The organism is Pseudomonas sp. GW821-FHT09A09, assembly GCF_059418405.1.
Window position 1 is genome coordinate 54,218 of the sequence record NZ_JBWKPU010000033.1, and the last position, 23,467, is coordinate 77,684.

Sequence of the window (23,467 nt, forward strand, 5' to 3'; positions counted from 1 at the left end):
GAAATGCGATCAACTGTAGGAGCCGGCTTGCCGGCGATAGGGCCCTCAGCGTTTCGCAGCACTATTGCCTTGCTGCACCACCCAATCCACCACCTGCCTGTTCAACTGATCCCCCGCCAGCCCAAACCCGGCCACCACCGCCGGCACCTTGGTATCCGTCACCGGCTGGTGAATTTCAAACCGCCGGCTGGCAATAATCCGCTGATCGCTCCCACGCACCAATCGCGTGTCGAGGCGGATCACCACTTCCACCGCGCCTCCTCGGTATTCACTCTGGAACGCCTGCAACTGCCCACCCAGCTCGTAATCGGCCTGCAGGTTGGTCTCATCGGTGCTCAACAACGTTACGCGGCCATCACGCTGGAAGCCGTCCATAAAGCGGTTGCGCAGCAGCACCGGCGACGGGTCGCTCCAGCGCGAGTTCGCATAGCTGCTGATCAGGTTGCCGTCCGGCACCACGGCAATGCGCGGGCTGTCGAGAAACTCGCTAGTCTGCGGCTTGGACACGCGCAGCGACCAGCTCACCGGCGCACCCTGGCTTGCGGTTTGGGCTGACACCAGGCGGTACACGTCCGAAGGGTCGGCCTTGGGCAGGATCGAGCACGCGCTCACGAGCGCCAATGCCACGGGGGCGATCATCTGGTAAGCACGCTTCATGGCGTGAACTCCTTGTTCTTGTCGCTGCCCAGCAGATAGCCACTGGGGTTGGCTTCCAGGCGGCGGGAGATGGCGCGCAGTGACCCGAGGGTTTCACGCAGTTCGCGCACCGCCGGCGCCAGTTCATTGAGGCCCTGCATGCCGCTGTTCACCGAGTCCTTGTTATTGGTCAGCAAGGTGTTGATGGTGGCGGTGCTTTGCTCCAGGGATTTCATGGCCTGCTCGGCACTGCCGAAGGCCTGCTTGCCTTGATCGTTGAGCAAGCCATTGGCGTTGCGCATCAGGGTGGTGGTCTGCTCCAGGGCGGCGCTGGCCTGCTTGCTCACTTGCATCAGTTGCTGCATCACCACCTTGATATCGCCGCGCTGGTCGGCGATGGCGCCGGTGGTTTGTTGCAGGTTGTCCAGGGTGTTGCTCAAGCGCTCGACGTTCTCACGGGAGAACATGTGGTTGGCGTTGTGCAGCAGCAGGTTGATGCTGGTCATCAGGTCGTTGCTGTTATTGAGTAGGCGCGCAATGGGCGATGGCGAGGCGATGATTTCCGGCAGGTTGCCGTCCTTACCCTTGAGCTCCGGGCTTTGTGGTGTGCCGCCGCTGAGCTGGATGATCGAGGTGCCGGTGATGCCGGTCAGGGCCAGCTTGGCCTGGGTGTCTTCCTTGATTGGCGTCTGCCCGGCCAGGCGGATGCGTGCCAGCACGCGCCGCGGGTCGTTGGGGTCCAGGCGCAGGCTGGTGACATCGCCCACCTTAATCCCGCTGTATTGCACCGGGCTGCCCTGGGACAGGCCGCTGACCGCCTCGTTGAACACCACTTCATAATCCTGGAAGGCACTGTCGACGCTGGATTTTGCCAGCCACAGGCCGAACAGCAGGGCGCCGACCACCACAATCACGCTGAACAGACCGATCATCACATGATGGGCTCGGGTTTCCATGTCATACCTCGTCTAGCGATTGAGCGGCATCCAATGCCGCGCGGCCGCGGGGGCCGTGGAAATATTCGTGAATCCACGCGTCGTCCGTTTCCGAGACGACATCGATGGCATCGGCCACCAGCACTTTCTTCTGCGCCAGCACCGCCACGCGGTCGGTGATGGTGTACAGCGTGTCGAGGTCGTGGGTCACCAGGAACACACTCAGGCCCAGCGCGTCGCGCAGTGTCAGGATCAACTGATCGAATTGCGCCGCGCCAATCGGGTCAAGGCCGGCGGTGGGCTCGTCGAGAAACAGGATGTCCGGGTCCAGGGCCAAGGCGCGTGCCAGGGCTGCGCGCTTGATCATGCCACCGGACAACGAAGACGGGTATTTGTCGGCGGCCGAGAGCGGCAGCCCGGCCAAGGCCAGTTTCACCGCGGCCAGGTGCTCGGCGTCACGGCGGCTGAGGCCGGCATGTTCGATCAACGGAAGGGCGACGTTTTCGGTGACGGTCAGTGAGGAAAACAGCGCCCCCTTCTGAAACAGCACGCCGAAGCGCCGTTCCACCAGTGAGCGTTCATGTTCCGACAGGCTCGGCAGGTTCTTACCGAACACCCGCACCTCGCCTTCGCTGGGGCGGCGCAGGCCGACGATGCTGCGCAACAGCACCGACTTGCCGCTGCCCGAGCCGCCGACCACCGCCAGGATCTCGCCTTTGTACAAATCCAGGTCGAGGTTTTCGTGCACGCTTTGCCGGCCAAAGCGGTTGCACAGGCCGCGCACTTCAATCACCGCCTCAGTGGGCGCACGGTGTAGCCGACTCACCAGCCCATCTCCATGAAGAACATCGCGGCCACCGCATCCAGCACGATCACCACAAAGATCGATTGCACCACGCTGGAGGTGGTGTGAGCGCCAACCGACTCGGCGCTGCCGCTGACCTTGAAACCTTCCAGACAACCAATGGCGGCAATGAGAAAAGCGAAGATCGGCGCCTTCACCATGCCCACCAGGAAATGCTGTACGCCAATGTCCGATTGCAGCAGCGACAGAAACATTGCGGGCGAGATGTCCAACGCCACGGCGCACACCACCCCGCCTCCGACAATCCCCGAGAGCATCGCCAGGAACGTCAGCATCGGCAGCGACACCAGCAGCGCCAGCACGCGAGGCAATACCAGCAGCTCCATGGGGTCGAGGCCCAGGGTGCGAATCGCATCGATTTCTTCGTTGGCCTTCATCGAGCCGATTTGTGCTGTGAACGCACTGGCCGTGCGCCCGGCAATCAAAATGGCCGTCAGCAATACGCCAAATTCCCGTAGGAAAGAGAACGCCACCAAGTCCACGGTGAACACCGTCGCGCCAAAGCTTTTGAGCACCGTGGCACCCAGGAAGGCCACCACGGCGCCGACCAAAAAGGTCAGCAGCGCGACGATGGGCGCGGCGTCGAGCCCGGTCTGTTCGATATGGGCGACCATCGGCGTGATGCGCCAGCGCTTGGGACGAAAGATACCGCGCGCGAAGGTTTCGAGGATCAGGCCAATAAAACCGAGCAGCTTCATGCTGTCTTGCCACACGGTGTCGACCGCCCGGCCGATCCGCGCTAACACCTGGATGCCGGCCGCCTCTTCCGGGGCTTTTTCCGGGACACAGAAATCATTCAGCGAGCGGTAGACGGTCTTGAGCAGTGCACGGTCGGCGGCAGAGAGGCTGCAGTCGGTCTGCTCGGCCGAGTGCTCGATGCGGGCGGGGCCAAGCAATTCCACCAGCAGTGATGCGCCGGCGGTGTCCAGGGCGCCCAGGCCATTGAGGTCGATGCGGGCCCCGGCGTCGTATTGGCCGTCGAGCTTGTCCGACAGCTTTTTCAGGTTTGAGTAGTGGGCAAGCGTCCAGTCCCCCGTAATCCTGAGTAACGGGGGAGTCGTGGACGTATCGAGGTGGGCGGCACCGGCCGTCGTACGAGTGGTCATAAGCTCCGAGCTTGTTTGGCTATCCACAATTCCTACGTAATAGCACGATACGGCCTACTTTGGGTTGTCCGTTTGTGCTGCGTCAGTGACTTTGAAACGCAGCACACCAATCACCTGGCCGTCCTCGGTCAACACCCGTACTTGCCAGCGGCCTGCCGAGTCGGCCGGGAAGTTCTGCTTGTGGGTCCAGGCGCGATAGCCTTCCTTGCGCCCGCCATGGATATCCAGCGCGATGCGGTCGACTTCTTTGCCGTTGAATTTCCACACATGGTAGATCCGCTCTTCCAGCCCGCGCGGGGCGTTGATCGCGGTATAGGCGTACAGCCCGCCGCTGCGTAGCTGGGCGGCAGTGACTTCCTTGAGGTCATCGCCCGGGGTGCGGTCTTGCAGCTGGGTGCTGATGGCCACTTCGGTCATCCACAGCGTGGCCGGTGGCACCCAACTGCGCAGGAACCAGCCGGCGCAGCCAATCGCGGCGGTGACGCCCAGCAACATTGCCCAACCTTTGACGCTGCGCAGCGGCAGGCTCACGGCCAGGCTGGGGATCGACAGCAGCATGGCAACGCCGAGGGCGAGCTTGTAACTCTCGGCGGTGGTCAGGTGCAGGATGATCGGCAGCGCGGTGAGCAGCGCGGCGAACAGAGTCAGGGTGTGCAGCGCCAGGAACAGCGAACGCTTGGGCGCCAGCCATTTGTAGTACAGCGGGTCGGTGATCGAGACCAGTGCCGCGGCGCCCAGCAGGCCGGTGAAAATCGATTGGCCGCTGTTCCAGGTGGTGGTGACGAAAAAGAACGGCAACACAAAAAACAGACTTTCCTGGTGGATCATCTGGGTGGCGTAGCGCAGCAGGGGTTCGGGGATTTCCCGCTTGAAGACCCGGGTGAACAGTTGGGTAAAGCTGTTCTCCAGCATCAGCCACAACCAGCTCACCAGCATGATGACCGCGATCCAGCTGGCCATGCCTTGCTGGCGGTCCACCAGGATGAAGCTGCACACCCCCGAGATAAAGCCGCCGAGTGCGATTACCCCTGGGTAGCGCTTGATCAGTTCGAGGACGCGCTGGATGAGGGGCGGCAGGCTTGGCATGGGCATTCACAGTTCGTGTAGGAAAAAACCCAGACAGAATAACGTCTTAGCCCGGAGTACGGTGCCTCATTAAGCAATCCGTTTGCGATAAACCCGCACACCGATCAACGCAAGGGCAATCAGCCCCAGCACGCCGGCACCGATCCAACTGAGCACGTCGTAGCTGAACAGGGGTTTCTCGATGCGCCAATAGCCCGGCTGGTTGAACACCTGGCGCATGGCGTCGTTGGTTTGCTTCAGGCTCACGGCCTTGATGCGCTTTACCGGGTCGCTGAAATGGCCGTTGGCGTAGTCACCGGAAGCACTCCAGTAATAGTCGGCCAACGCGCTGTTGCCCTGTACCGCCCACGACTGGCGTGCAATGGCGGCTTGCTGCAGACGGGTGAAGGTTGCCGGGTCGAGACCGTCCTTGAGCAGTTGGGCCTTGAGGTCCTGCAATACCTGTTCGGCTTCGGGCAGGTTGTCGCGTTCGAGGTCGGCGTTCAGGCTCAGGAAGCCGACACCGCCGAGCACTTCGCGCTCGCTCCATGGGCCGTAGGACAAACCGTGCTTGAGGCGCAGTTGACGGTAGAGCGCCCAGTCGAGGTAGTCCTTGAGCAGGTCGTAGGTTTCATCATGCTGGTCATCCAGCACCGGTTCGGGGAACAGCCAGTGCAGCTTGGCGCTGTCACCGATCCAGCCGTGCACCAGGTCCCGGTAACTGGCAGCGGCGTGCTGGATCTCTGGCAGGGGCCGATGTTCGCTCGGCTCGACCGGTTCGAGCTGGCCATAGGTGCGTTCCAGATAAGCCGGCAATAGTTTGTCGAGGTCGCCGACGATGATCAGTGTCATGTTGTTCGGCGCGTACCAATTTTTGCGCAGCTTCTCTAGCTGATCACGGGTGAGGTGATCGACCTCGGCGCGTTCGGCACATTTGAGCCCCAGTTCGACGGCCAATTGGTTGCTGGCGGTGTGGCCCAGGTCCTGGCGGTCGAGCAGGCGCTGCAGATGTGAGTAATGGCCACCGTCTTCGCGTTCGACCACCTGCTTGGCGGCATTGATATTGGCATCGGACAGTTGGGTGCGGGTGAGGATGGCCAGCAACAGGTCGAGCACCTTGCGCTGGTTGTGCGCGGGTGCTTCGATGACGAAGGTGGTGTCGGCATTGCTGGTGTAGGCGTTCCATTCGCCGCCCAAGGCTTGCATGCGGTCCTCAAGGTCGCCTTCGCCGCCGCCGTCGATGCCGCTGAACAGCAAGTGTTCGAGCAGGTGCGGCAACTCTTTTTCGTCGCAGCTGAAATCATCCAGGCCGACCCCTACCACCATGCGGATGGCCACATGGCCCCGCTCGGTGCCGGGTTTGAGCAGCAATTGCAGGCCGTTGGGCAAGGTGTAGCCTTCGACTTGCAGGCGGTCAAAGGCAAAGACATGTGCAGAGCCCATGAGCAGGCAGGCGAATAGCAGGCGACGCATAACAAGCTTCCTGGCGAGTGAGGTCCATTGTTAACTGACTTCACTCGCCGTCTTACGTTCAGGGTGAATGGGTGATGTCGGCAATATCTTCGGCGGAGAGTGCGCCGGTGTCGGACGTTTCCAAGACTACATAAGCGCTGCTGCAAAACAGTGAATTGAGGCGCTTCATGTCGGCAATCAGCTCCAGGTGCAGCGAGCTGGTTTCCAGGCTCTGCACGATCTTGCGTTGCAGGCGGCTGACGTGGGCATGGGCCAGGCGCCGCTCCTGGGCGCGGAAGCGGCGCTTCTCGCGCAGCAGTTGGCGGGCGCTTTCGGGGTCGGCGCTGAGAAATACCGACAACCCCAGGCGCAGGTTGGCGATCAACTGACTGTGCAGGCCAGTGAGCTCTTCCAGGCCGACTTCGGAGAACTGGCGGCGCTGGGAGGTCTTCTGCTGTTGCACTTTGCGCAGCATGCGTTCGATCAGGTCGCCGGCCAGTTTCAGGTTGATCGACAGCTCGATGATCTCAGCCCAGCGGCGGCTGTCCTGTTCGCTGAGGTCTTCGCGGGGCATTTGCGCGAGGTATAGCTTGATCGCACTGTACAGGGCTTCGACGTCATCGCTGAGGCTGCGTATTTCCTGAGTGATGGCGGTTTGTTTGCCGCGCAACACTTCCTGCATCGCGGTGAGCATGTTGTCGATCAAGTCGCCCAGGCGCAGAGTTTCGCGGGCGGCGTTGGCCAGGGCCAGGCTGGGCGTGTCGAGTGCGGTTGAGTCCAGGTGGCGCGGCTTGGCCTTGCCGTTGGCCTCCTGTTGTTCCGGCAGCAGCCAGGCACACAGGCGTGACATCGGGCCGATACTGGGCAACAGGATCAGGCAGCGGCTGACGTTGTAGAGCAGGTGGAAGGTAATGACCATGCCTTGGGCACTGTAGTCCAAACCGTCCATCCAGCGTACGAGAGGGTCGAGTACCGGGATGATCAGCAGCAGGCCAATCAGTTTGTACAACAGGCTGCCGAGGGCGACCTGGCGACCGGCGGCGTTTTGCATATTAGTGCTGAGGAACGCCAGCACACCGCTGCCGATATTGGCGCCGATCACCAGACCGATGGCCACATGCAAGCCGATCACGCCGGCGCCGGCCAAGGTGGCGGTGAGCAGGACGGCGGCCAGGCTGGAGTAGGAAATCATCGCGAACAGCGCGCCGACCAGAGCATCGAGCAAGATATCGCCGGTCAGCGAGGCAAAGATGACTTTGACCCCTTGGGCGTGGGTAATCGGCCCGGCCGCCTCGACGATCAGTTGCAGCGCCAGAATGATCAGGCCCAGGCCGATCCCGACCCGGCCCATCTGCCCGGCCCGCGTCTGCTTGCGGGACAGGAAGAAAATCACCCCGAGGAAAATCAGCAGCGGTGACAGCCACGACAAGTCGAAGGTCAGTACCCGTGCCATCAAGGCCGTACCGACGTCGGCGCCGAGCATGGTTGCCAGCGCAGGCGTGAGGCTCATCAAGCCCTGGCCGACAAATGAAGTCACCAGCATGGCCGTGGCGTTGCTGCTCTGCACCATGGCCGTTACCAGGATACCGGCGACAAACGCCAGCCAGCGCTTGGACATGTTCTGCCCGATGACTTGGCGCAAGTTGGAACCGTAGACCCGCAAGATGCCGGTACGGACGATGTGCGTGCCCCAGATCAGCAGGGTCACGGCGGAAAGCAGATTGAGCAAGGTCAGCATGCTCGGCCCCCCGTGTGGGTACGCTCCAAAAAGAGCGAAGGAAGTTTGCCGCGTGCCGTTCTACGTCTTGTAGTTAAGCTGTAGTTGGCGAATGGGCTCTGCGCCAGCATCGCATAGCTAAAGTGGGGATTGAAACAAAACTGTCATGAAATCAACTTTGTGCGAAATGAAAAAGGGGCCTGAATAGGCCCCTTTTTTGTCTGGCTTGGGTTTATTGACCCGGAATGTCCTTGCGCAGTTTCACAGGATCCTGCTGTTTCTTCTTTTTCGCGATGGCGGTGCGCATCTTGATGTTCACCGCTTCTACCGCCAGCGAGAACGCCATGGCGAAGTAGACGTAGCCTTTTGGCACATGCACGTCGAAGGATTCGGCGATCAGCACCGTACCCACCACCAGCAGGAACGACAGCGCGAGCATCTTCAGCGACGGGTGCTTGTCGATGAATGCGCTGATTGTGCCGGCCGCCAGCATCATCACCAATACCGCCACGACAATCGCCGCGACCATGACCGGCACATGGGAGACCATGCCGACGGCGGTGATGACCGAGTCCAGAGAGAACACGATGTCGATGATGGCAATCTGGATGATGGTGTAGATGAACTTGCCACCGGCGCCCTTGGGCTCGTCGTGGGTTTCGTCTTCACCTTCCAGGGCGTGGTACATCTCCTGGGAGCTTTTCCACAGCAGGAACAAGCCACCGAAGAACAGGATCAGGTCGCGACCGGAAATGCCCTGACCGAACACCACGAACAGGTCGGCGGTCAGTTGCATCACCCAGGTGATCGACAGCAGCAACAGGATGCGCGTGACCATGGCCAGGGCCAGGCCGAAGATCCGGGTGCGCGCCTGCATATGCTTGGGCATGCGGCTGACCAGGATCGAAATCATGATGATGTTATCGATACCCAGGACGATCTCGAGGGCCGTCAGGGTGAAGAAGGCAATCCAGATTTCCGGATTGGTCAGCCATTCCATGTGTATTCCTTTGAGCAAGTGTTAAACCGCGCAAGCTGCAGCGCCGCGCGGTTGGGTTGATACGATTATAGAGTGCTGAACAGCGGGAAAATCCCCATCAGCAAAGCGGCGAACATTATGCACAGGCATACCAGCACTGCCCACTTCAGGGTGAAGCGTTGGTGATCGCCAAATTCGATACCGGCCAGGGCCACCAACAGGTAAGTCGATGGTACCAGTGGGCTGAGCAAGTGCACCGGTTGACCCACGATGGACGCCCGCGCCATTTCGACGGCGGTGATGCCGTAGTGGCTGGCGGCTTCGGCGAGTACCGGCAGTACGCCATAGTAGAACGCGTCGTTGGACATGAAGAAGGTGAACGGCATGCTCACCAGGGCTGTGATCACCGCCAGGTACGGGCCCAGTGCATCAGGGATGACCGCCAGCAGGCTCTTGGACATGGCATCAACCATGCCGGTGCCCGACAGGATGCCGGTGAAGATACCGGCCGCGAAGATCAGGCCAGTCACCGCCAACACGCTGCCGGAGTGGGCGGCAATGCGGTCTTTCTGCATTTGCAGGCACGGGTAGTTGACGATCATCGCGATACTGAACGCCACCATGAATAGCACCGGCAGCGGCAGAAGGCCGGCGATCAGCGTGCACATCAGGGCGAAGGTCAGCGCGCCGTTGAACCAGATCAGCTTGGGGCGACGGGCATCGGGGTATTGCGAGACGCTGATTTCACTGTGGTCGATTTCATCGCCCGCCAGGTGCAATTCACCCAGGCGTGCACGCTCGCGCAGGCCATACATATAGGCGATCACCAGGATCGCGACCACACCGACGGCCATCGCCGGGATCATCGGCACGAAGATGTCCGACGGGTCCACATGCAGCGCACTGGCGGCACGGGCGGTCGGGCCACCCCAGGGCGTCATGTTCATTACGCCACCGGCGAGGATGATCAGGCCGGCCATGATCCGCGGGCTCATGCCGATGCGCTGGTACAGCGGCAACATGGCGGCCACGCAGATCATGTAGGTGGTGGCGCCGTCACCGTCCAGGGACACGACCAGGGCCAGCACGGCGGTGCCGACCGAGACTTTCAGCGGGTCGCCCTTGACCATCTTGAGGATCTTGCGCACGGCCGGGTCGAACAGGCCGGAGTCGATCATCAGGGCAAAGTAGAGAATGGCGAACATCAGCATCACGCCGGTTGGCGCGAGCTTGGTGATACCGGCCAGCATCATCGGGCCGATCTCCGGCGCGAAGCCGCCGAACAGCGCGAACAGGATCGGCACGATGATCAAGGCGATCAGCGCGGACAGGCGCTTGGTCATGATCAGGAACATGAACGTGATGACCATGGCAAAGCCAAGGAAAGTCAGCATAGGAATACTCCAGGCGTAGCGCGGCTAGGGAATGGCGAACCGAGTGGGGGTCAGCGCAGATCGAAAGGCACGAGGCGTACGGGTGGAGTGGGGGCGAACAGGCGGGTACGAGCGGACATCGGGAATCACCATTGTTGTTGTTAACAGCCGGTCTGTTGCCGACAGTGGGGGCGATCCTAGACGGGTAAGCTTTCAGCCAGCTTTCGCTGGAAAAACAGGTGACGAAGGGGAAAGGCACATTCTTCAGGTATGTGGAGATTCAATGTGGGAGCCGGCTTGCCTGCGATGGCGCCGGCACATTCAACATCTTTGTTGCCTGGTACACCGCTATCGCAGGCAAGCCAGCTCCCACATTCGGATTGTGTTTGCAGGGAATTATCAGGGCAGTTCGAGGCCGCCAGCTGCCTTGTGCAAGGCGCGCAAGTGCTCGCCCACCTGCTTGAGGTTGGCTTCGCAGGCGGCAATCTCGGCGGCGCGGGCAGGTTCCAGCAGCACCCTCACCTCTTTATCCAGGTCGCCGGTCAGCGTTTGCAGCTGTTTCTGGCGTTGTGCGCTTTCCGATTCGAGGCGCTTGGCTTCAGAGGGTTGCGGCAGGCCATAGCCGCCGCTGCCCAGCAGCTCGGCCGGGCGACTGAGGAAGCCGCTGTTGGCGAGGATTTGTTGCAGGGTGTTGTTGGCTTTTTCCATGCCGCCGTTTTTCAGCTCACGGGCGCCGAGGTAGCGTTGCTTGACTTCATCCTGGGCCAGCATCAGTTGTTTGCGGTAGCTGGCCTGTTCCAGCAGCAACAGCGCGGCGCTGGTGCGCAGATCGGCTTGGCCGAACCACTCGCGGCGTTCCGCTGCGCTGAGTGACAGCCAATCTTCGACCTGAGTCTGCTTTATGGGCAGGTGTTTGCGCAGGACGTCGAACATCGCCTGGTAGCGTTCGCGGAATGAATCGAAGTGATAACCCAGGCGCAGCGCTTCGCGCTTGTCCTTGAGGACGCTGGTATCGGCCAGGCCGCGGGCGCTGAGGACTTCCAGCAAACCGTTGGGGGTGATGTTGTCCAGCCCGGTGAGCTGTGGGTTGGCGCTGCCGCTGCGCAACAGCTTCAGGCTCTCTACCGCACAGTTATTGGAAATGAAGAAGTAGTTGCCGTCGTAGCTCCAGTGCATCTCGGCGGCGTGCTCGACGGTGTCGTTGATTTCCTGGCGCGTGAGTTTGAGCGGCACCGAGGCCAGGCCGCGCAGTTCGGTCTTGGTGTATTCATCGATCACCTGGGCCAGGGGCAGCACGAACAACCGTGACGGGTACTTGCCCACCAGGCCGTCCCAGCTCGACAGCTGTACGTCGCCGACGAAGGCGCGGTAGGACAGGACCAGATGCTGGTCAAGGTCCAGCCGGCAGTCCGGGCCACGTGGCCGGCCGGGTGCGCAGATCACCAGGCGCAACATGCTGTGGCCCCAGCGGCTGACCAGGTTCTGGTTGGCTTCGGCCAGCAGGTAGTCAATCTCGTAGACGCGCTCCGGGTCGATCTGGCCCAGCGGCGTCTTGGCAAAATCATTGCCTGCGTTCAGAAAGGCATAGGTCTTGGCGCAGGTGTCTTGCTCGGGCGGCGCCCAGCCGAAATGTTCCTTGTAATAGCGGAACAGCGCCGGGCGGCGACAGGCGTAGCTCGGGTCGAGGAGGAAGTACTCCATGTTGACCGCGACGAACTCCAGCGGGCTGGTGGTTTCGTAGATGTCCGGGCTGCGCGCCACTTGGTGGTTGTGCTGTTCGCGCTCGCCGCGACGGCCGACGTATTGCGGCCAGCCGGCGAGGTCCAGCAGTCGTGGGTCATCGCTGAGGGTAAAGCGGCGGTCATTCTGGCCACGGCATTGGTCGGGCAAGCCGATCAGGCCGGTGATGTTGTTTTGGCGACTGCAACGATTGATCAGCGCGCGGTCTTCCTTGGACCACAGGCGCGCACGGTCATAAATGTGGGTCAGCTCATGCAACACAGTGGCGAGCATTTCGCGGCGCACGGTGCCGTGGGGGCGATTGGTCTTCTGGGTTGCGGCACTGCCGTCGGTCAGGCTGGCGAGCAGGTTCTGGTTCAGATCCAGTTCGGAGATCAGGGAGGCCTGGCCGTAGGCGTTCTCGGGCATCTTGTCGGTCCAGCCGACATCGATGGTGCGGTCCAGCTGTTCGATGAAGCGCGGCGGCAGGGAGCGCATCGCTTCATCGAGCAACGCCTGGCTGGCCTGCTGTTCGGCCGGGCTCAAGCCGTCTGACTTGAGCCGCAGTTGCAGGCTGGCCTGGGCTGCGCTTGCACTGAGCAGCACAGCCGTGGCCAGTAGCCAGGCGTTGAGGCACCTCACAGTGCGAGGATAGCTTCGGCGAGGCTCTGGTCGCTGACGTCGCGCGTTTCCGGCATGCGCGTACGGATGGTATCGAAGGCCGCTTCCAATTGTGCGCCACGGATCTCGCCATTGGTGGCGACGAAACTGGCGGCATCATCGTGGGCTTCGCGCACGACTTTGGAATCGCGGATGGAAGTGGTGGTGTCCGAGGTGAAATCAATGGTGCGGCCAGAGGCGCGAACAATGATGTTACTGGTGGCCACCAGAGTATGTGCCTGGGCAACATCGGCCAACAACAGCAGGCCGAGAGTGGCGGCGATCAGCGGGCTACGCATGGAATAACTCCAATTACAAAGATGGAAATACAAAGATGATTATTGGACGAGAATTGCTTGCGCCAGTTCAAGGTCGCTGGCGTTAAGTTTTGGCTGGGTGCGGCGCAGGTAATCCAGTGCGGATTCCAGGCGAGCGCCCCGCCATTGGCCGTCAGTGGCGATAAACGCGGCAGCGTCATCCTGGGCGGCCGATATCAATTTCTTGTCAAAGGGTGCGGAAGTCACCTTGCTGGTGGCGTACACACTTATGACGGTGCTCTGGGTGGTCACGTCGAAGGCCGAAGCCAAGGGCGACCAGACGACTGAAAACAGAACAGGAACGATCAACAGGCGGTATGAAAAAGCCATGGGACTCGACAACTGGAAGCGAGCGCCAAGGCTAGCGCAATGCCCGGGCGAGAGCCAGCGTTGAGGCATCCGGGAGCGGCTGGCGCTCCCTTACGCCGAGCTGAAGTCAGATCGCCAGGATGGCCTGGGCCAGTTGAGCGTCTGTTGCTGCATTCAGTTGCGGGGCTTGTTGGCGGATCTGCGCCAGGGCGCTTTCCAACTTGACGCCACGAATGGCACCGTCGCTGGCGACAAAGCTGGCTGCGTCGTCACGGGCAGCTCGCACAACCTTGTTGTCACGCAAGGAAGACGTGGCATCGGAACTGGCGTCGGACGTGGCTTTGAGTGCGCCGACGATTGCGTCGGTGGTCACGATGAGGCTGGTGGCGTTGGCATTGGCAGCCACGGCCAACAAGGCAGCAGCACTCAGCAGGCGAAGACGGGACATGGAAAAACTCCTGTAGATGAACAAATAAGGCGGCGCAAAGCAGCCACTGTGAAACGGGTGTTGTTGCTATTGAGCATCAGACGTCCGTTCTACAAGGTTCGCCACGTGGTAACGGGATCTTAAGCCGCCGTTTATCTGTTCGAAAAGCCTCTCGACCCGTTAGTCACGCCAAAAGGGTTTGGACAGTTCGGCCATTCGGTCGCCGGCGCTGATACCGGCGTCAGACAGTTCGCGTGGATCAAGTTGCGCAAGCTGGCGGCGTTCGTGGGCCTGGCGCGCCCATCTGGCCAGTGCTCGGGCTATACCTGCGATGAACTGTTTATAGCGTGGGGTTTGGGTGGTCATGAGTGGGGCCTTCCATGAGGTCTTGGAACACCATGTTGGGCGGCGCGGGTTTACCGGTACAGATACACTCGATCTAAATTGTACTGCTTAATTGTTATGTTTTTTAAACTGTACCTATCGTGAAGTTGGCCTTCTGTTTTTTTACCCTCAAAACCCGAACCCCGGAAACAACAAAGCCCGCCTCCGGTTTCCCGGGGCGGGCTTTGCTTTGACAAATCAGGGTGCTGGCGGTGGACCCGGTGGGTCAGGGCCAGCGGGCGCTACATTAGCGCCAGAACGGCTTGCTCAGCTCTTCGTAGCGTTGAGCTTCGCTGATACCGGCGTCAGCCAGCAGACGCGAATCCAGACGAGCCAGTTGGTGGCGGCTGGAGATGCGGCGCTGCCACAACATCAGGTTGGCGATAACGCGCAAAGGCAGGGAGGCCTGGGTGTTTACAGCTTTTTCTTCGAAGAACAGATCGGAACTGAGTGTACGTTCCATGATGACATCCTTCCGCTTGTGGCGGGATTAGGTAGTGGTTTAACTGATGCCAATGATCCTCTTCCGGCGCAAGACTCTCTAGATACAGTTCGCCTGTATTGTGAGGGGCCAGTTAACTGTTTATAGGGGCTGTACTGTTCGTAAATGGGGCAACTGTACCTGTCCGCACTGAAACAGTGCGAAATAGGAGTTTTCGACGGAGTATGTGGGATATTTCGGTAGGAAATGACCGGTACAGCAGTACAGTTTTTTTCAGTTTGTTAAGAAGTACAGCCGAGCTGATGAAACTGTCGTTGCATCAGCCCGGATCTGTATCAATCAAGCCTTGAGCATATGCCCGGTTTCTTCCAGGTTGATGTGCCAACTCAGTGCTTCGCGCAGGATGTGTGGCGTATGCCCGCCGATGGCACAGGCTGCGTCGAAGTAAGTGTTCAGCGCATCGCGATAAGCCGGATGCACACAGTTGTCGATGATCACCCGGGCGCGTTCGCGGGGCGCCAGGCCACGCAGGTCGGCCAGGCCGACTTCGGTCACGAGGATGTCCACATCATGCTCGGTGTGGTCCACATGGCTGACCATCGGCACCACGCTGGAAATCGCGCCACCCTTGGCGATCGACTTGGTGACGAAGATTGCCAGGTGCGCGTTGCGCGCGAAGTCCCCGGAGCCGCCAATGCCGTTCATCATCCGCGTGCCGCAGACATGGGTGGAGTTGACGTTGCCGTAGATATCGAACTCCAGCGCGGTATTGATCCCGATGATGCCTAGGCGACGCACCACTTCCGGGTGGTTGGAGATTTCCTGCGGGCGCAGCACCAGTTTGTCTTTGTAGCGCTCCAGGTTGCCGAACACGTCGGCATTGCGTCGTTCTGACAGGGTGATCGAACTGCCCGAGGCGAAGCTCAGTTTGCCGGCATCGATCAGGTCGAACGTGGAATCCTGCAACACTTCCGAATACATCGTCAGGTCTTCGAACGGCGACTCGATCAGGCCGCACATCACGGCGTTGGCGATATTGCCGATGCCGGCCTGCAGCGGGCCGAGCTTGTTGGTCATGCGCCCGGCGTCCACTTCCTGCTTGAGGAAGTTGATCAGGTGGTTGGCGATGCCTTGGGTGTCGCTGTCGGGCGGTGTCACGGTGGAGGCGGAGTCCGCCTGGTTAGTGACCACGATGGCGACGATCTTTTCCGGTGGAATGGGAATGGCCGTGCTGCCGATGCGGTCATCGACCTTCACCAACGGAATCGGTGTGCGGGTTGGCCGGTAGGTGGGGATATAGATGTCGTGCAGCCCTTCCAGGTTCGGGTTGTGCGCGAGGTTGATCTCGACGATCACCTGCTTGGCGAAAATTGCGAAGCTGGCCGAGTTACCCACCGATGTCGTCGGCACGATGTGCCCCTGTTCGGTGATCGCCACCGCTTCGATGACGGCAATGTCCGGCAGCTTGAGCTGGTTGTTGCGCAGTTGCTCGACGGTTTCCGACAAGTGCTGGTCAATAAACATCACCTCGCCGGCATTGATGGCGCGGCGCAGGGTGCTGTCGACCTGGAACGGCATGCGCCGGGACAGCACGCCGGCCTCGGTCAGTTGCTTGTCCAGGTCATTGCCCAGGCTGGCGCCGGTCATCAAGGTGATTTTCAGCGGGGAAGTCTTGGCGCGTTCGGCCAGGGCGTGGGGGACGGCCTTGGCTTCACCGGCGCGGGTGAAGCCGCTCATGCCGACGGTCATGCCGTCCTCGATCAGTGCGGCGGCGTCTGCCGCGCTCATGACCTTGTTCAACAACGAAGGCAAGCGGATACGATCACGGTACATGGATTGTTATCTCAGGCTACGGAAGCAAGGTGCGCAGTTTAGTGATTTCAAAAAAATTCGGCCCGCTACCATGGTCGAATGCCGGGCAGCGATTTAGAGCCTTTGGTCGGGTTTCATGCGGCAATAAAAAACCCCAGCCTACAAGAGGCCGGGGTTTCGAGTATTGCGCTGAAGCAGTGTTACTCGACGGCCTTGACCATGTCTTCGATGACTTTCTTGGCGTCGCCGAAGACCATCATGGTCTTGTCCAGGTAGAACAGTTCGTTATCCAAACCGGCATAGCCGCTGGCCATCGAGCGCTTGTTGACGATGATGGTCTTGGCCTTGAAGGCTTCGAGAATCGGCATGCCGGCGATCGGTGAATTTGGATCGTTCTTGGCGGCCGGGTTGACCACGTCGTTCGCGCCGAGCACCAGTACCACGTCGGCCTGGCCGAACTCGGAGTTGATGTCTTCCATCTCGAACACCTGGTCGTAAGGCACTTCGGCCTCGGCGAGCAGTACGTTCATGTGCCCGGGCATACGGCCGGCCACTGGGTGGATCGCGTACTTCACGGTGACGCCGTGATGGGTCAGCTTCTCGGTCAACTCCTTGAGCGCATGCTGCGCCCGGGCGACCGCGAGGCCGTAGCCTGGAACGATGATCACGGTGTCGGCGTTGGTCAGCAGGAACGTGGCGTCGTCAGCCGAGCCGGACTTCACTGGTCGCGCTTCTTTAGAGCCGGTTGCCGCAGCGGCATCCGAGGTATTGCCGAAACCGCCGAGCAGTACATTAAAGAAGGAACGGTTCATCGCCTTGCACATGATGTACGAGAGGATCGCGCCGCTGGAGCCCACCAGGGAGCCGGCAATGATCAGCATCGAGTTGTTCAGCGAAAAACCGATACCTGCCGCTGCCCAGCCCGAGTAGCTGTTGAGCATCGACACCACCACGGGCATGTCGGCGCCGCCGATCGGGATGATGATCAGCACACCCAGCACGAAGGCCAGGGCCAGCATCAGGGCGAAGGCGGTGAGGTTGCCGGTGAACATGAACGCCAAGCCCAGGCCCAGGGTAGCCAGGCCGAGCACCAGGTTCAGCTTGTGCTGGCCGCCGAACTGTACCGGTGCGCCCTGGAACAGGCGGAACTTGTACTTGCCCGACAGCTTGCCGAAGGCGATCACCGAACCGGAGAAGGTGATGGCGCCGATGGCTGCACCGAGGAACAGTTCCAGGCGATTACCGGCAGGAATCGAGTCACCCAAGTGTTTGACGATGCCCAGGGATTGCGGCTCGACCACTGCGGCAATCGCGATGAATACCGCAGCCAGGCCGATCATGCTGTGCATGAACGCCACCAGCTCCGGCATCTTGGTCATTTCTACGCGCTTGGCCATGATCGAACCGGCGGTGCCGCCGATCAGCAGGCCGACAATCACATAGCCGATGCCGGCAGTTGCCAGCTCAGCGCCCAGCTTATAGATGAGGCCTACGGTGGTGAGCACCGCCAGCGCCATGCCGAGCATGCCGAACAGGTTGCCGCGCCGCGAAGTTGTTGGGTGCGACAGGCCTTTGAGGGCCTGGATAAAGCAGATCGACGCGATCAAGTAGAGCGTCGTGACCAGATTCATGCTCATTACTTAGGCGCCTCTTCTTTTACTTTCGGGGCTTTCTTCTTGAACATCTCAAGCATCCTGCGGGTGACCAGGAAGCCGCCGAACACGTTGACCGCCGCCAGGGCCACGGCCAGGGTGCCCATGGTCTTGCCCAGTGGGGTCACGGTGAGAGCGGCAGCCAGCATGGCGCCGACGATCACGATTGCGGAAATGGCGTTGGTCACGGCCATCAAGGGCGTGTGCAGCGCGGGCGTTACGTTCCAGACCACGTGGTAACCGACATAAATCGCCAGCACAAAGATGATCAGGTTGTAGATACCGGGGGAGATAAGCTCTTCCATCGTCTGAATCCCTGCTTAGGCGTTTTTGCGGATGACTTGGCCGTCGCGGCACATCAGGCACGCGGCGACGATGTCGTCTTCGAGGTTGATTTCAAACTGCCCTTCCTTGGTGAAGACCAGCTTCAGGAAGTCCAGCAGATTGCGCGCGTACAAGGCTGAGGCGTCGGCGGCAACAGCGCCGGCCAGGTTGGTCGGGCCGCAGATGATCACGCCGTTTTCGACAACGACTTGGTCGGCGACGGTCAGTGGGCAGTTGCCACCTTGGGCGGCGGCGAGGTCGATGACCACGGAGCCGGGTTTCATCTGCGCGACCGTTTCGGCACTCAGCAGGGTCGGTGCCTTGCGGCCCGGGATCAGTGCAGTGGTGATGACGATATCGGCCTGCTTGGCGCGCTCGTGCACGGCCAGGGCCTGGCGCTGCATCCAGCTGGTGGGCATCGGACGGGCATAACCGCCAACGCCGACGGCGCATTCACGCTCTTCATCGGTCTCGTAGGGCACGTCGACAAACTTGGCACCGAGGGATTCGATCTGCTCCTTCACGGCCGGGCGGACGTCAGACGCTTCGATCACAGCACCCAGGCGCTTCGCCGTCGCAATCGCCTGCAGGCCCGCGACGCCGGCGCCGAGGATCAGCACGCGTGCGGCCTTAACCGTGCCGGCAGCTGTCATCAGCATGGGCATGAAGCGCGGATAGTGATGAGCGGCGAGTAGTACGGCCTTGTAGCCAGCGATGTTGGCCTGGGAGGACAGCACGTCGAGGCTCTGGGCGCGCGAGGTGCGTGGCGCGGCTTCGAGGGCAAAAGCGGTAATGCCGCGTTCGGCCAGCTTGGCGATGGTTTCGTTGCTGAACGGGTTGAGCATGCCCACCAATACGGTGCCGCTTTTGATCAGCGCCAGTTCGCTGTCGCTGGGGGCTACCACCTTGAGAATCAGCTCGGCGCCAAACGCATCGCTGGCACTGCCAATGGTTGCGCCTGCCGTTTCATAGGCACTGTCGACGACGCTGGCTTTGACGCCGGCTCCGCTTTGAACAGTGATCTTATGGCCCTGGCCGATCAGCTTCTTGATGGTTTCCGGGGTGGCAGCCACCCGCGTTTCACCGGTCTGGGTTTCGAGAGGAACACCAATGTGCACGTCAAATCTCCTGCATGATCTTTTTGCTTTTGATCTTTTTGTAAAAAGGCCAGTGCACCGTGAGTGGCGCATCTGGGGCGGCCGATCAGCACGATCCCGCTGAAATGACAGCGGGGCGCGGCATTTTGCAGGCGAACTTTACGGCCTTCAAGGGATTATGACGGGTGACGAAAAATTAACTACAAGTCACCCTGTGACTGATTGTCGCAATGCGATGAAATAACCTCTTTAAATACAGGTGTTTAAAGGGTTGTAGCCGAATATTGGGTGTTTCTTCATCGTTGGTGTGAATGGTCGTGTATTGGCTTGTCGTAGTCGCTGTACGCCTTGAAAATCATGGCTCTTAGCCTTAATTCAGGGGGATAAGTACAGTCTGCTGAAAGGCGACATATACGTATATCTGTAGGTCTTTATTTTATTTGACTACAGGGTCAATAATCGTGGTTTGTCCTTTAAATACTGGGGCTGTAGCGTTGCGACTGATCGAGCAGCCAGTCCCTGAAGGCGTGTAATGACGCCGATTCGACTTTTCTCTCGGGAATCATCAGGTAGTACGCCTTCGCGCTGCTCAGCGTTTCGGGGTTGGCGATCACTAATTGGTGCTCGTCCAGCTCGCGCTGAATCAGGAACGGTGGAATCAGCGCAATGCCCATGTCATGCATGGCTGCCTGGGACAACATCGAGAATAGCTCGTAACGAGGGCCTGTCATGTCGCGAGGGATGTTCAGATGTTGTGCGTTGAACCATTGGCGCCAGGCGTAAGGCCGCGTGGTCTGCTGCAGCAGCGGCAGTTCGGCAATTTCCTGGGCGCTGAAGTGGGTACGTGTGCCCAATAAGCGCGGGCTGCAGACGGGAACGGGGTTCTCGCCCATCAGTCGGTGGGATTCGGTACCTGACCAATCGGCATCACCGAAGTAGATCGCAGCGTCGAACTCGGTGTCTGCAAACAGGAATGGGCGGGTACGGTTGGTGAGGTTGACCGTGACTTCCGGGTGTTTGTGCTGAAAGTCCTTCAGGCGCGGGATCAGCCATTGAGTGCCGAAGGTTGGCACCACCGCGAGCTCGATGACATTGGCGCCCTGCTGCCCCATGACCGACAGGGTGTCGCGTTCTACCGCGTCCAGCTGCATGGCCACCCGGCGACTATAAGACAGCCCCGCCTCCGTCAGTTTTACCCCGCGTCGCGATCGCCGAAACAGCTCGACACTCAAAAACTCTTCAAGACTGGCGATTTGTCGGCAGATAGCGCCTTGAGTGATGGAGAGCTCATGCGCGGCCTTGGTAAAGCTCTCGTGGCGGGCTGCCGCTTCAAAACTGACCAGGGCGGTGGTGCTGGGGATCTTTCTGCGCATGTAACTTGTCCTCACTTATAAAACGCATATACGTCGTTTATGGCGGTTTCGAAGTGAGAAATTAGCACAACCCTATGCGGAAACCTCGTTTGCCCTCTGCGTTTGCCCGGCCTAGTCTGCATCCACGACTTTTGATTTTTTCCGCGAGGACTTATTCATGGCTGGCAAGGCAAGCTTCAACTGGATCGATCCACTGTTGCTGGATCAACAGCTCACCGAAGAAGAGCGCATGGTGCGCGACAGTGCTGAGCAGTTCGCTCAGGACAAGCTGGCGCCCCGTGTGCTCGAAGCCTTCCGCCATGAAAAGACAGATCCCGCGATCTTCCGCGAGATGGGCGAGACCGGCTTGCTGGGGGCGATGATTCCCGAGCAATACGGCGGCAGTGGTTTGAACTACGTCAGCTATGGGTTGATTGCCCGTGAGGTCGAGCGTGTCGACTCTGGTTATCGTTCGATGATGAGTGTGCAGTCGTCACTGGTGATGGTGCCGATCAACGAATTTGGCACCGAGGCGCAGAAGCAGAAGTACCTGCCGAAGCTGGCTTCCGGCGAGTGGATCGGTTGTTTCGGCCTGACCGAGCCTAATCACGGCTCCGATCCGGGCGCGATGATTACCCGGGCGCGCAAGGTGGATGGCGGCTACAGCCTGACGGGCGCCAAGATGTGGATCACCAATAGCCCGATTGCCGATGTGTTTGTGGTGTGGGGCAAGGATGATGCGGGTGATATCCGTGGGTTTGTCCTGGAGAAAGGTTGGAAGGGGCTGAGCGCCCCGGCGATCCACGGTAAGGTCGGTCTGCGTGCCTCGATTACCGGCGAGATCGTGATGGACAACGTTTTTGTGCCTGAAGAGAACATCTTCCCGGATGTGCGTGGTTTGAAAGGTCCGTTTACCTGCCTTAACTCCGCGCGTTATGGCATTTCCTGGGGCGCATTGGGGGCCGCTGAGTTCTGCTGGCATACCGCCCGTCAGTACACCCTTGATCGTCAGCAGTTCGGTCGCCCGTTGGCAGCGACACAGCTGATTCAGAAGAAGCTGGCTGATATGCAGACCGAGATCACCCTGGCGCTGCAAGGTTGCCTGCGTCTGGGCCGGATGAAGGATGAAGGGACGGCGGCAGTCGAGATCACGTCGATCATGAAGCGCAACTCGTGCGGCAAGTCCCTGGACATTGCGCGCATGGCGCGGGACATGTTGGGCGGCAACGGTATTTCGGACGAATTCGGTGTGGCGCGTCACCTGGTCAACCTTGAAGTGGTCAACACCTACGAAGGTACCCATGACGTGCACGCCTTGATCCTTGGGCGCGCGCAAACCGGTCTTCAGGCGTTCTATTAATAGGAGCACAATCATGGGCGCGCTTTCGCACCTGCGGGTGCTGGATTTGTCGCGAGTGCTGGCGGGCCCCTGGGCCGGGCAGATCCTCGCGGACCTTGGGGCTGAGGTGATCAAGGTCGAGCGACCGGGTAATGGGGATGATACGCGGGCGTGGGGGCCGCCTTTCCTCAAGGATGCCTATGGTGAGAACACCAGCGAGGCGGCGTATTACCTGTCGGCGAACCGCAATAAGGAGTCGGTCACCATCGACTTCATGCGTCCGGAGGGGCAGAAGCTGGTACGAGACCTGGCTGCCAAGTCCGACATCCTGATCGAGAACTTCAAGGTGGGTGGTCTTGCGGCGTACGGGCTGGACTATGAGTCGCTGAAGGAGATCAACCCGGAGCTGATTTATTGCTCGATCACGGGGTTTGGTCAAACCGGGCCTTATGCGGCGCGTGCGGGTTATGACTTTATGATTCAGGGCTTGGGCGGTCTTATGAGTCTGACCGGTCGTCCGGAGGGTGATGAGGGGGCTGGGCCGGTGAAGGTCGGCGTGGCGTTGACCGACATCCTCACGGGGCTCTACTCGACAGTGGCGATTTTGGCGGCATTGGCTCATCGGGATCATGATGGTGGCGGGCAGCACATCGATATGGCATTGCTGGATGTGCAGGTCGCGTGTCTGGCTAATCAAGCGATGAATTACCTGACAACTGGCGTGTCCCCGAAGCGCCTGGGCAATGCTCACCCGAATATCGTGCCTTATCAGGATTTTCCTACGGCTGATGGTGATTTCATTCTTACGGTTGGTAACGACGGTCAGTTCCGCAAATTCGCTGAGGTGGCCGGGCAGCCGCAGTGGGCGGATGATCCGCGCTTCTCTACTAATAAGCTGCGGGTGGCTAATCGGGCGGAACTGATTCCGCTGATTCGCCAGGCTACCGTGTTCAAGACGACGGCGGAGTGGGTGGCGCAGCTTGAGCGAGTGGGTGTGCCTTGTGGGCCTATCAATGATCTGGCGCAGGTGTTTGCTGATCCGCAGGTAAAGGCGCGCGGGCTGGCGTTGGAACTGCCACATGCGTTGGCTGGAATGGTGCCGCAGGTTGCGAGCCCAATTCGTTTGTCCAAGACGCCTGTTGAGTATCGCAGCGCTCCTCCTCTATTGGGTGAGCATACGGCTCAGGTGCTGCAGGACGTGTTGGGGTTGGGGGCTGCCAACGTGGCCGATTTGAGAGCGCTGGGTGTGATCTGAGTTTTCTTTCTATATAGGTAGAGAGGTTTCTGGGTTGTTTCTTGGTTGTTTTTTAATCAATCCTAACTAATTGATAGAGAAGGCAAATTAAGAGTTGACGGCAGATTCTGGAAGTCTATAATTCGCTCCACTTCCGGCGCAGTCGAAACGGAAAACTCCTTGATAAACAATGGGTTATGTAGGTTTTGACGGTAAGTTGCTTCAGTTCATCGAAGCCAAAAGGAAGTTGAAAAAGAGGTGTTGACAGCAG

At 60.0% G+C, this 23,467-nt stretch carries 22 protein-coding genes; 2 read left to right on the top strand and 20 right to left on the bottom strand.

The window, feature by feature from the left end; all coding sequences use genetic code 11:
* Positions 1 to 45: 45 nt before the first annotated feature.
* The 20 genes from AC07OV_RS24105 to AC07OV_RS24200 all read right to left on the bottom strand — a co-directional run bounded on the left by AC07OV_RS24105 (position 46) and on the right by AC07OV_RS24200 (position 20,644).
* On the bottom strand, positions 46 to 657 hold the full coding sequence (locus AC07OV_RS24105; RefSeq protein ID WP_495093117.1) for an ABC-type transport auxiliary lipoprotein family protein: 612 nt from the start codon (positions 655 to 657) through the stop codon (positions 46 to 48).
* Positions 654 to 1,592: an MlaD family protein gene (locus AC07OV_RS24110; protein ID WP_176994653.1), complete on the bottom strand. Its 939-nt coding sequence runs from the start codon at positions 1,590 to 1,592 to the stop codon at positions 654 to 656. Before AC07OV_RS24110 ends, AC07OV_RS24105 begins: the two co-directional genes overlap by 4 nt.
* A gap of 1 nt (position 1,593) precedes the next feature.
* Positions 1,594 to 2,397, bottom strand: coding sequence for an ABC transporter ATP-binding protein (locus AC07OV_RS24115; RefSeq protein WP_176994654.1), 804 nt, complete (start codon positions 2,395 to 2,397; stop codon positions 1,594 to 1,596).
* Positions 2,394 to 3,542 carry an ABC transporter permease gene (locus AC07OV_RS24120; RefSeq protein ID WP_494998504.1) on the bottom strand — a complete coding sequence of 383 codons (1,149 nt, stop codon included), beginning with the start codon at positions 3,540 to 3,542 and terminating at the stop codon, positions 2,394 to 2,396. The genes AC07OV_RS24115 and AC07OV_RS24120 overlap by 4 nt, the downstream gene beginning before the upstream one ends.
* Positions 3,543 to 3,596: 54 nt before the next feature.
* Entirely contained in the window at positions 3,597 to 4,628 is a 1,032-nt protein-coding gene (locus tag AC07OV_RS24125) for a DUF5924 family protein (protein ID WP_176994678.1), read from the bottom strand.
* 69 nt (positions 4,629 to 4,697) lie between these two features.
* On the bottom strand, positions 4,698 to 6,080 hold the full coding sequence (locus AC07OV_RS24130; protein WP_494998505.1) for a M16 family metallopeptidase: 1,383 nt from the start codon (positions 6,078 to 6,080) through the stop codon (positions 4,698 to 4,700).
* Positions 6,081 to 6,138: 58 nt separating this feature from the next.
* A complete protein-coding gene (locus AC07OV_RS24135) occupies positions 6,139 to 7,797 on the bottom strand; it encodes a Na/Pi cotransporter family protein (protein ID WP_495093118.1) in 1,659 nt (552 codons plus the stop codon).
* A 211-nt stretch (positions 7,798 to 8,008) separates the two neighbouring features.
* On the bottom strand, positions 8,009 to 8,776 hold the full coding sequence (locus AC07OV_RS24140) for a TerC family protein (protein ID WP_176994658.1): 768 nt from the start codon (positions 8,774 to 8,776) through the stop codon (positions 8,009 to 8,011).
* A 65-nt stretch (positions 8,777 to 8,841) separates the two neighbouring features.
* Complete coding sequence (locus AC07OV_RS24145; protein ID WP_176994659.1) at positions 8,842 to 10,149, bottom strand: CitMHS family transporter; 1,308 nt, start codon at positions 10,147 to 10,149, stop codon at positions 8,842 to 8,844.
* Positions 10,150 to 10,527: 378 nt separating this feature from the next.
* On the bottom strand, positions 10,528 to 12,489 hold the full coding sequence (locus tag AC07OV_RS24150) for a DUF7844 domain-containing protein (protein WP_495093119.1): 1,962 nt from the start codon (positions 12,487 to 12,489) through the stop codon (positions 10,528 to 10,530).
* Positions 12,486 to 12,806, bottom strand: coding sequence for a DUF2388 domain-containing protein (locus AC07OV_RS24155; protein ID WP_495093120.1), 321 nt, complete (start codon positions 12,804 to 12,806; stop codon positions 12,486 to 12,488). The genes AC07OV_RS24150 and AC07OV_RS24155 overlap by 4 nt, the downstream gene beginning before the upstream one ends.
* Before the next feature lie 39 nt (positions 12,807 to 12,845).
* The gene (locus tag AC07OV_RS24160) at positions 12,846 to 13,154 is read right to left on the bottom strand and encodes a DUF2388 domain-containing protein (protein ID WP_495093121.1); all 309 of its coding nucleotides are present in this window, start codon (positions 13,152 to 13,154) and stop codon (positions 12,846 to 12,848) included.
* Positions 13,155 to 13,260: 106 nt separating this feature from the next.
* A complete protein-coding gene (locus AC07OV_RS24165; RefSeq protein ID WP_176994663.1) occupies positions 13,261 to 13,581 on the bottom strand; it encodes a DUF2388 domain-containing protein in 321 nt (106 codons plus the stop codon).
* Positions 13,582 to 13,740: 159 nt separating this feature from the next.
* Positions 13,741 to 13,926: a DUF1127 domain-containing protein gene (locus AC07OV_RS24170; protein ID WP_495093122.1), complete on the bottom strand. Its 186-nt coding sequence runs from the start codon at positions 13,924 to 13,926 to the stop codon at positions 13,741 to 13,743.
* Between the two features lie 265 nt (positions 13,927 to 14,191).
* The gene (locus AC07OV_RS24175; protein ID WP_010168694.1) at positions 14,192 to 14,407 is read right to left on the bottom strand and encodes a DUF1127 domain-containing protein; all 216 of its coding nucleotides are present in this window, start codon (positions 14,405 to 14,407) and stop codon (positions 14,192 to 14,194) included.
* Between the two features lie 318 nt (positions 14,408 to 14,725).
* The gene (gene scpC / locus AC07OV_RS24180; RefSeq protein ID WP_178923875.1) at positions 14,726 to 16,219 is read right to left on the bottom strand and encodes a succinyl-CoA:acetate CoA-transferase ScpC; all 1,494 of its coding nucleotides are present in this window, start codon (positions 16,217 to 16,219) and stop codon (positions 14,726 to 14,728) included.
* A gap of 179 nt (positions 16,220 to 16,398) precedes the next feature.
* Complete coding sequence (locus AC07OV_RS24185; protein ID WP_123716752.1) at positions 16,399 to 17,835, bottom strand: NAD(P)(+) transhydrogenase (Re/Si-specific) subunit beta; 1,437 nt, start codon at positions 17,833 to 17,835, stop codon at positions 16,399 to 16,401.
* Positions 17,835 to 18,155, bottom strand: a complete 321-nt coding sequence (locus AC07OV_RS24190) for an NAD(P) transhydrogenase subunit alpha part 2 (protein WP_003187417.1) — start codon at positions 18,153 to 18,155, stop codon at positions 17,835 to 17,837. The genes AC07OV_RS24185 and AC07OV_RS24190 overlap by 1 nt, the downstream gene beginning before the upstream one ends.
* A gap of 15 nt (positions 18,156 to 18,170) precedes the next feature.
* Positions 18,171 to 19,292 (bottom strand): Re/Si-specific NAD(P)(+) transhydrogenase subunit alpha, encoded by a 1,122-nt coding sequence (locus AC07OV_RS24195; RefSeq protein ID WP_495093123.1) that lies wholly within the window; start codon positions 19,290 to 19,292, stop codon positions 18,171 to 18,173.
* A 452-nt stretch (positions 19,293 to 19,744) separates the two neighbouring features.
* Positions 19,745 to 20,644: a LysR family transcriptional regulator gene (locus tag AC07OV_RS24200; protein ID WP_495093124.1), complete on the bottom strand. Its 900-nt coding sequence runs from the start codon at positions 20,642 to 20,644 to the stop codon at positions 19,745 to 19,747.
* A 157-nt stretch (positions 20,645 to 20,801) separates the two neighbouring features.
* Here AC07OV_RS24200 and AC07OV_RS24205 point away from each other — a divergent pair, with 157 nt between their 5' ends.
* Together AC07OV_RS24205 and AC07OV_RS24210 are read left to right on the top strand one after the other, a co-directional pair.
* Entirely contained in the window at positions 20,802 to 21,983 is a 1,182-nt protein-coding gene (locus AC07OV_RS24205; protein ID WP_003187423.1) for an acyl-CoA dehydrogenase, read from the top strand.
* A gap of 10 nt (positions 21,984 to 21,993) precedes the next feature.
* Entirely contained in the window at positions 21,994 to 23,217 is a 1,224-nt protein-coding gene (locus AC07OV_RS24210; protein WP_495093125.1) for a CaiB/BaiF CoA transferase family protein, read from the top strand.
* Positions 23,218 to 23,467: the final 250 nt, after the last annotated feature.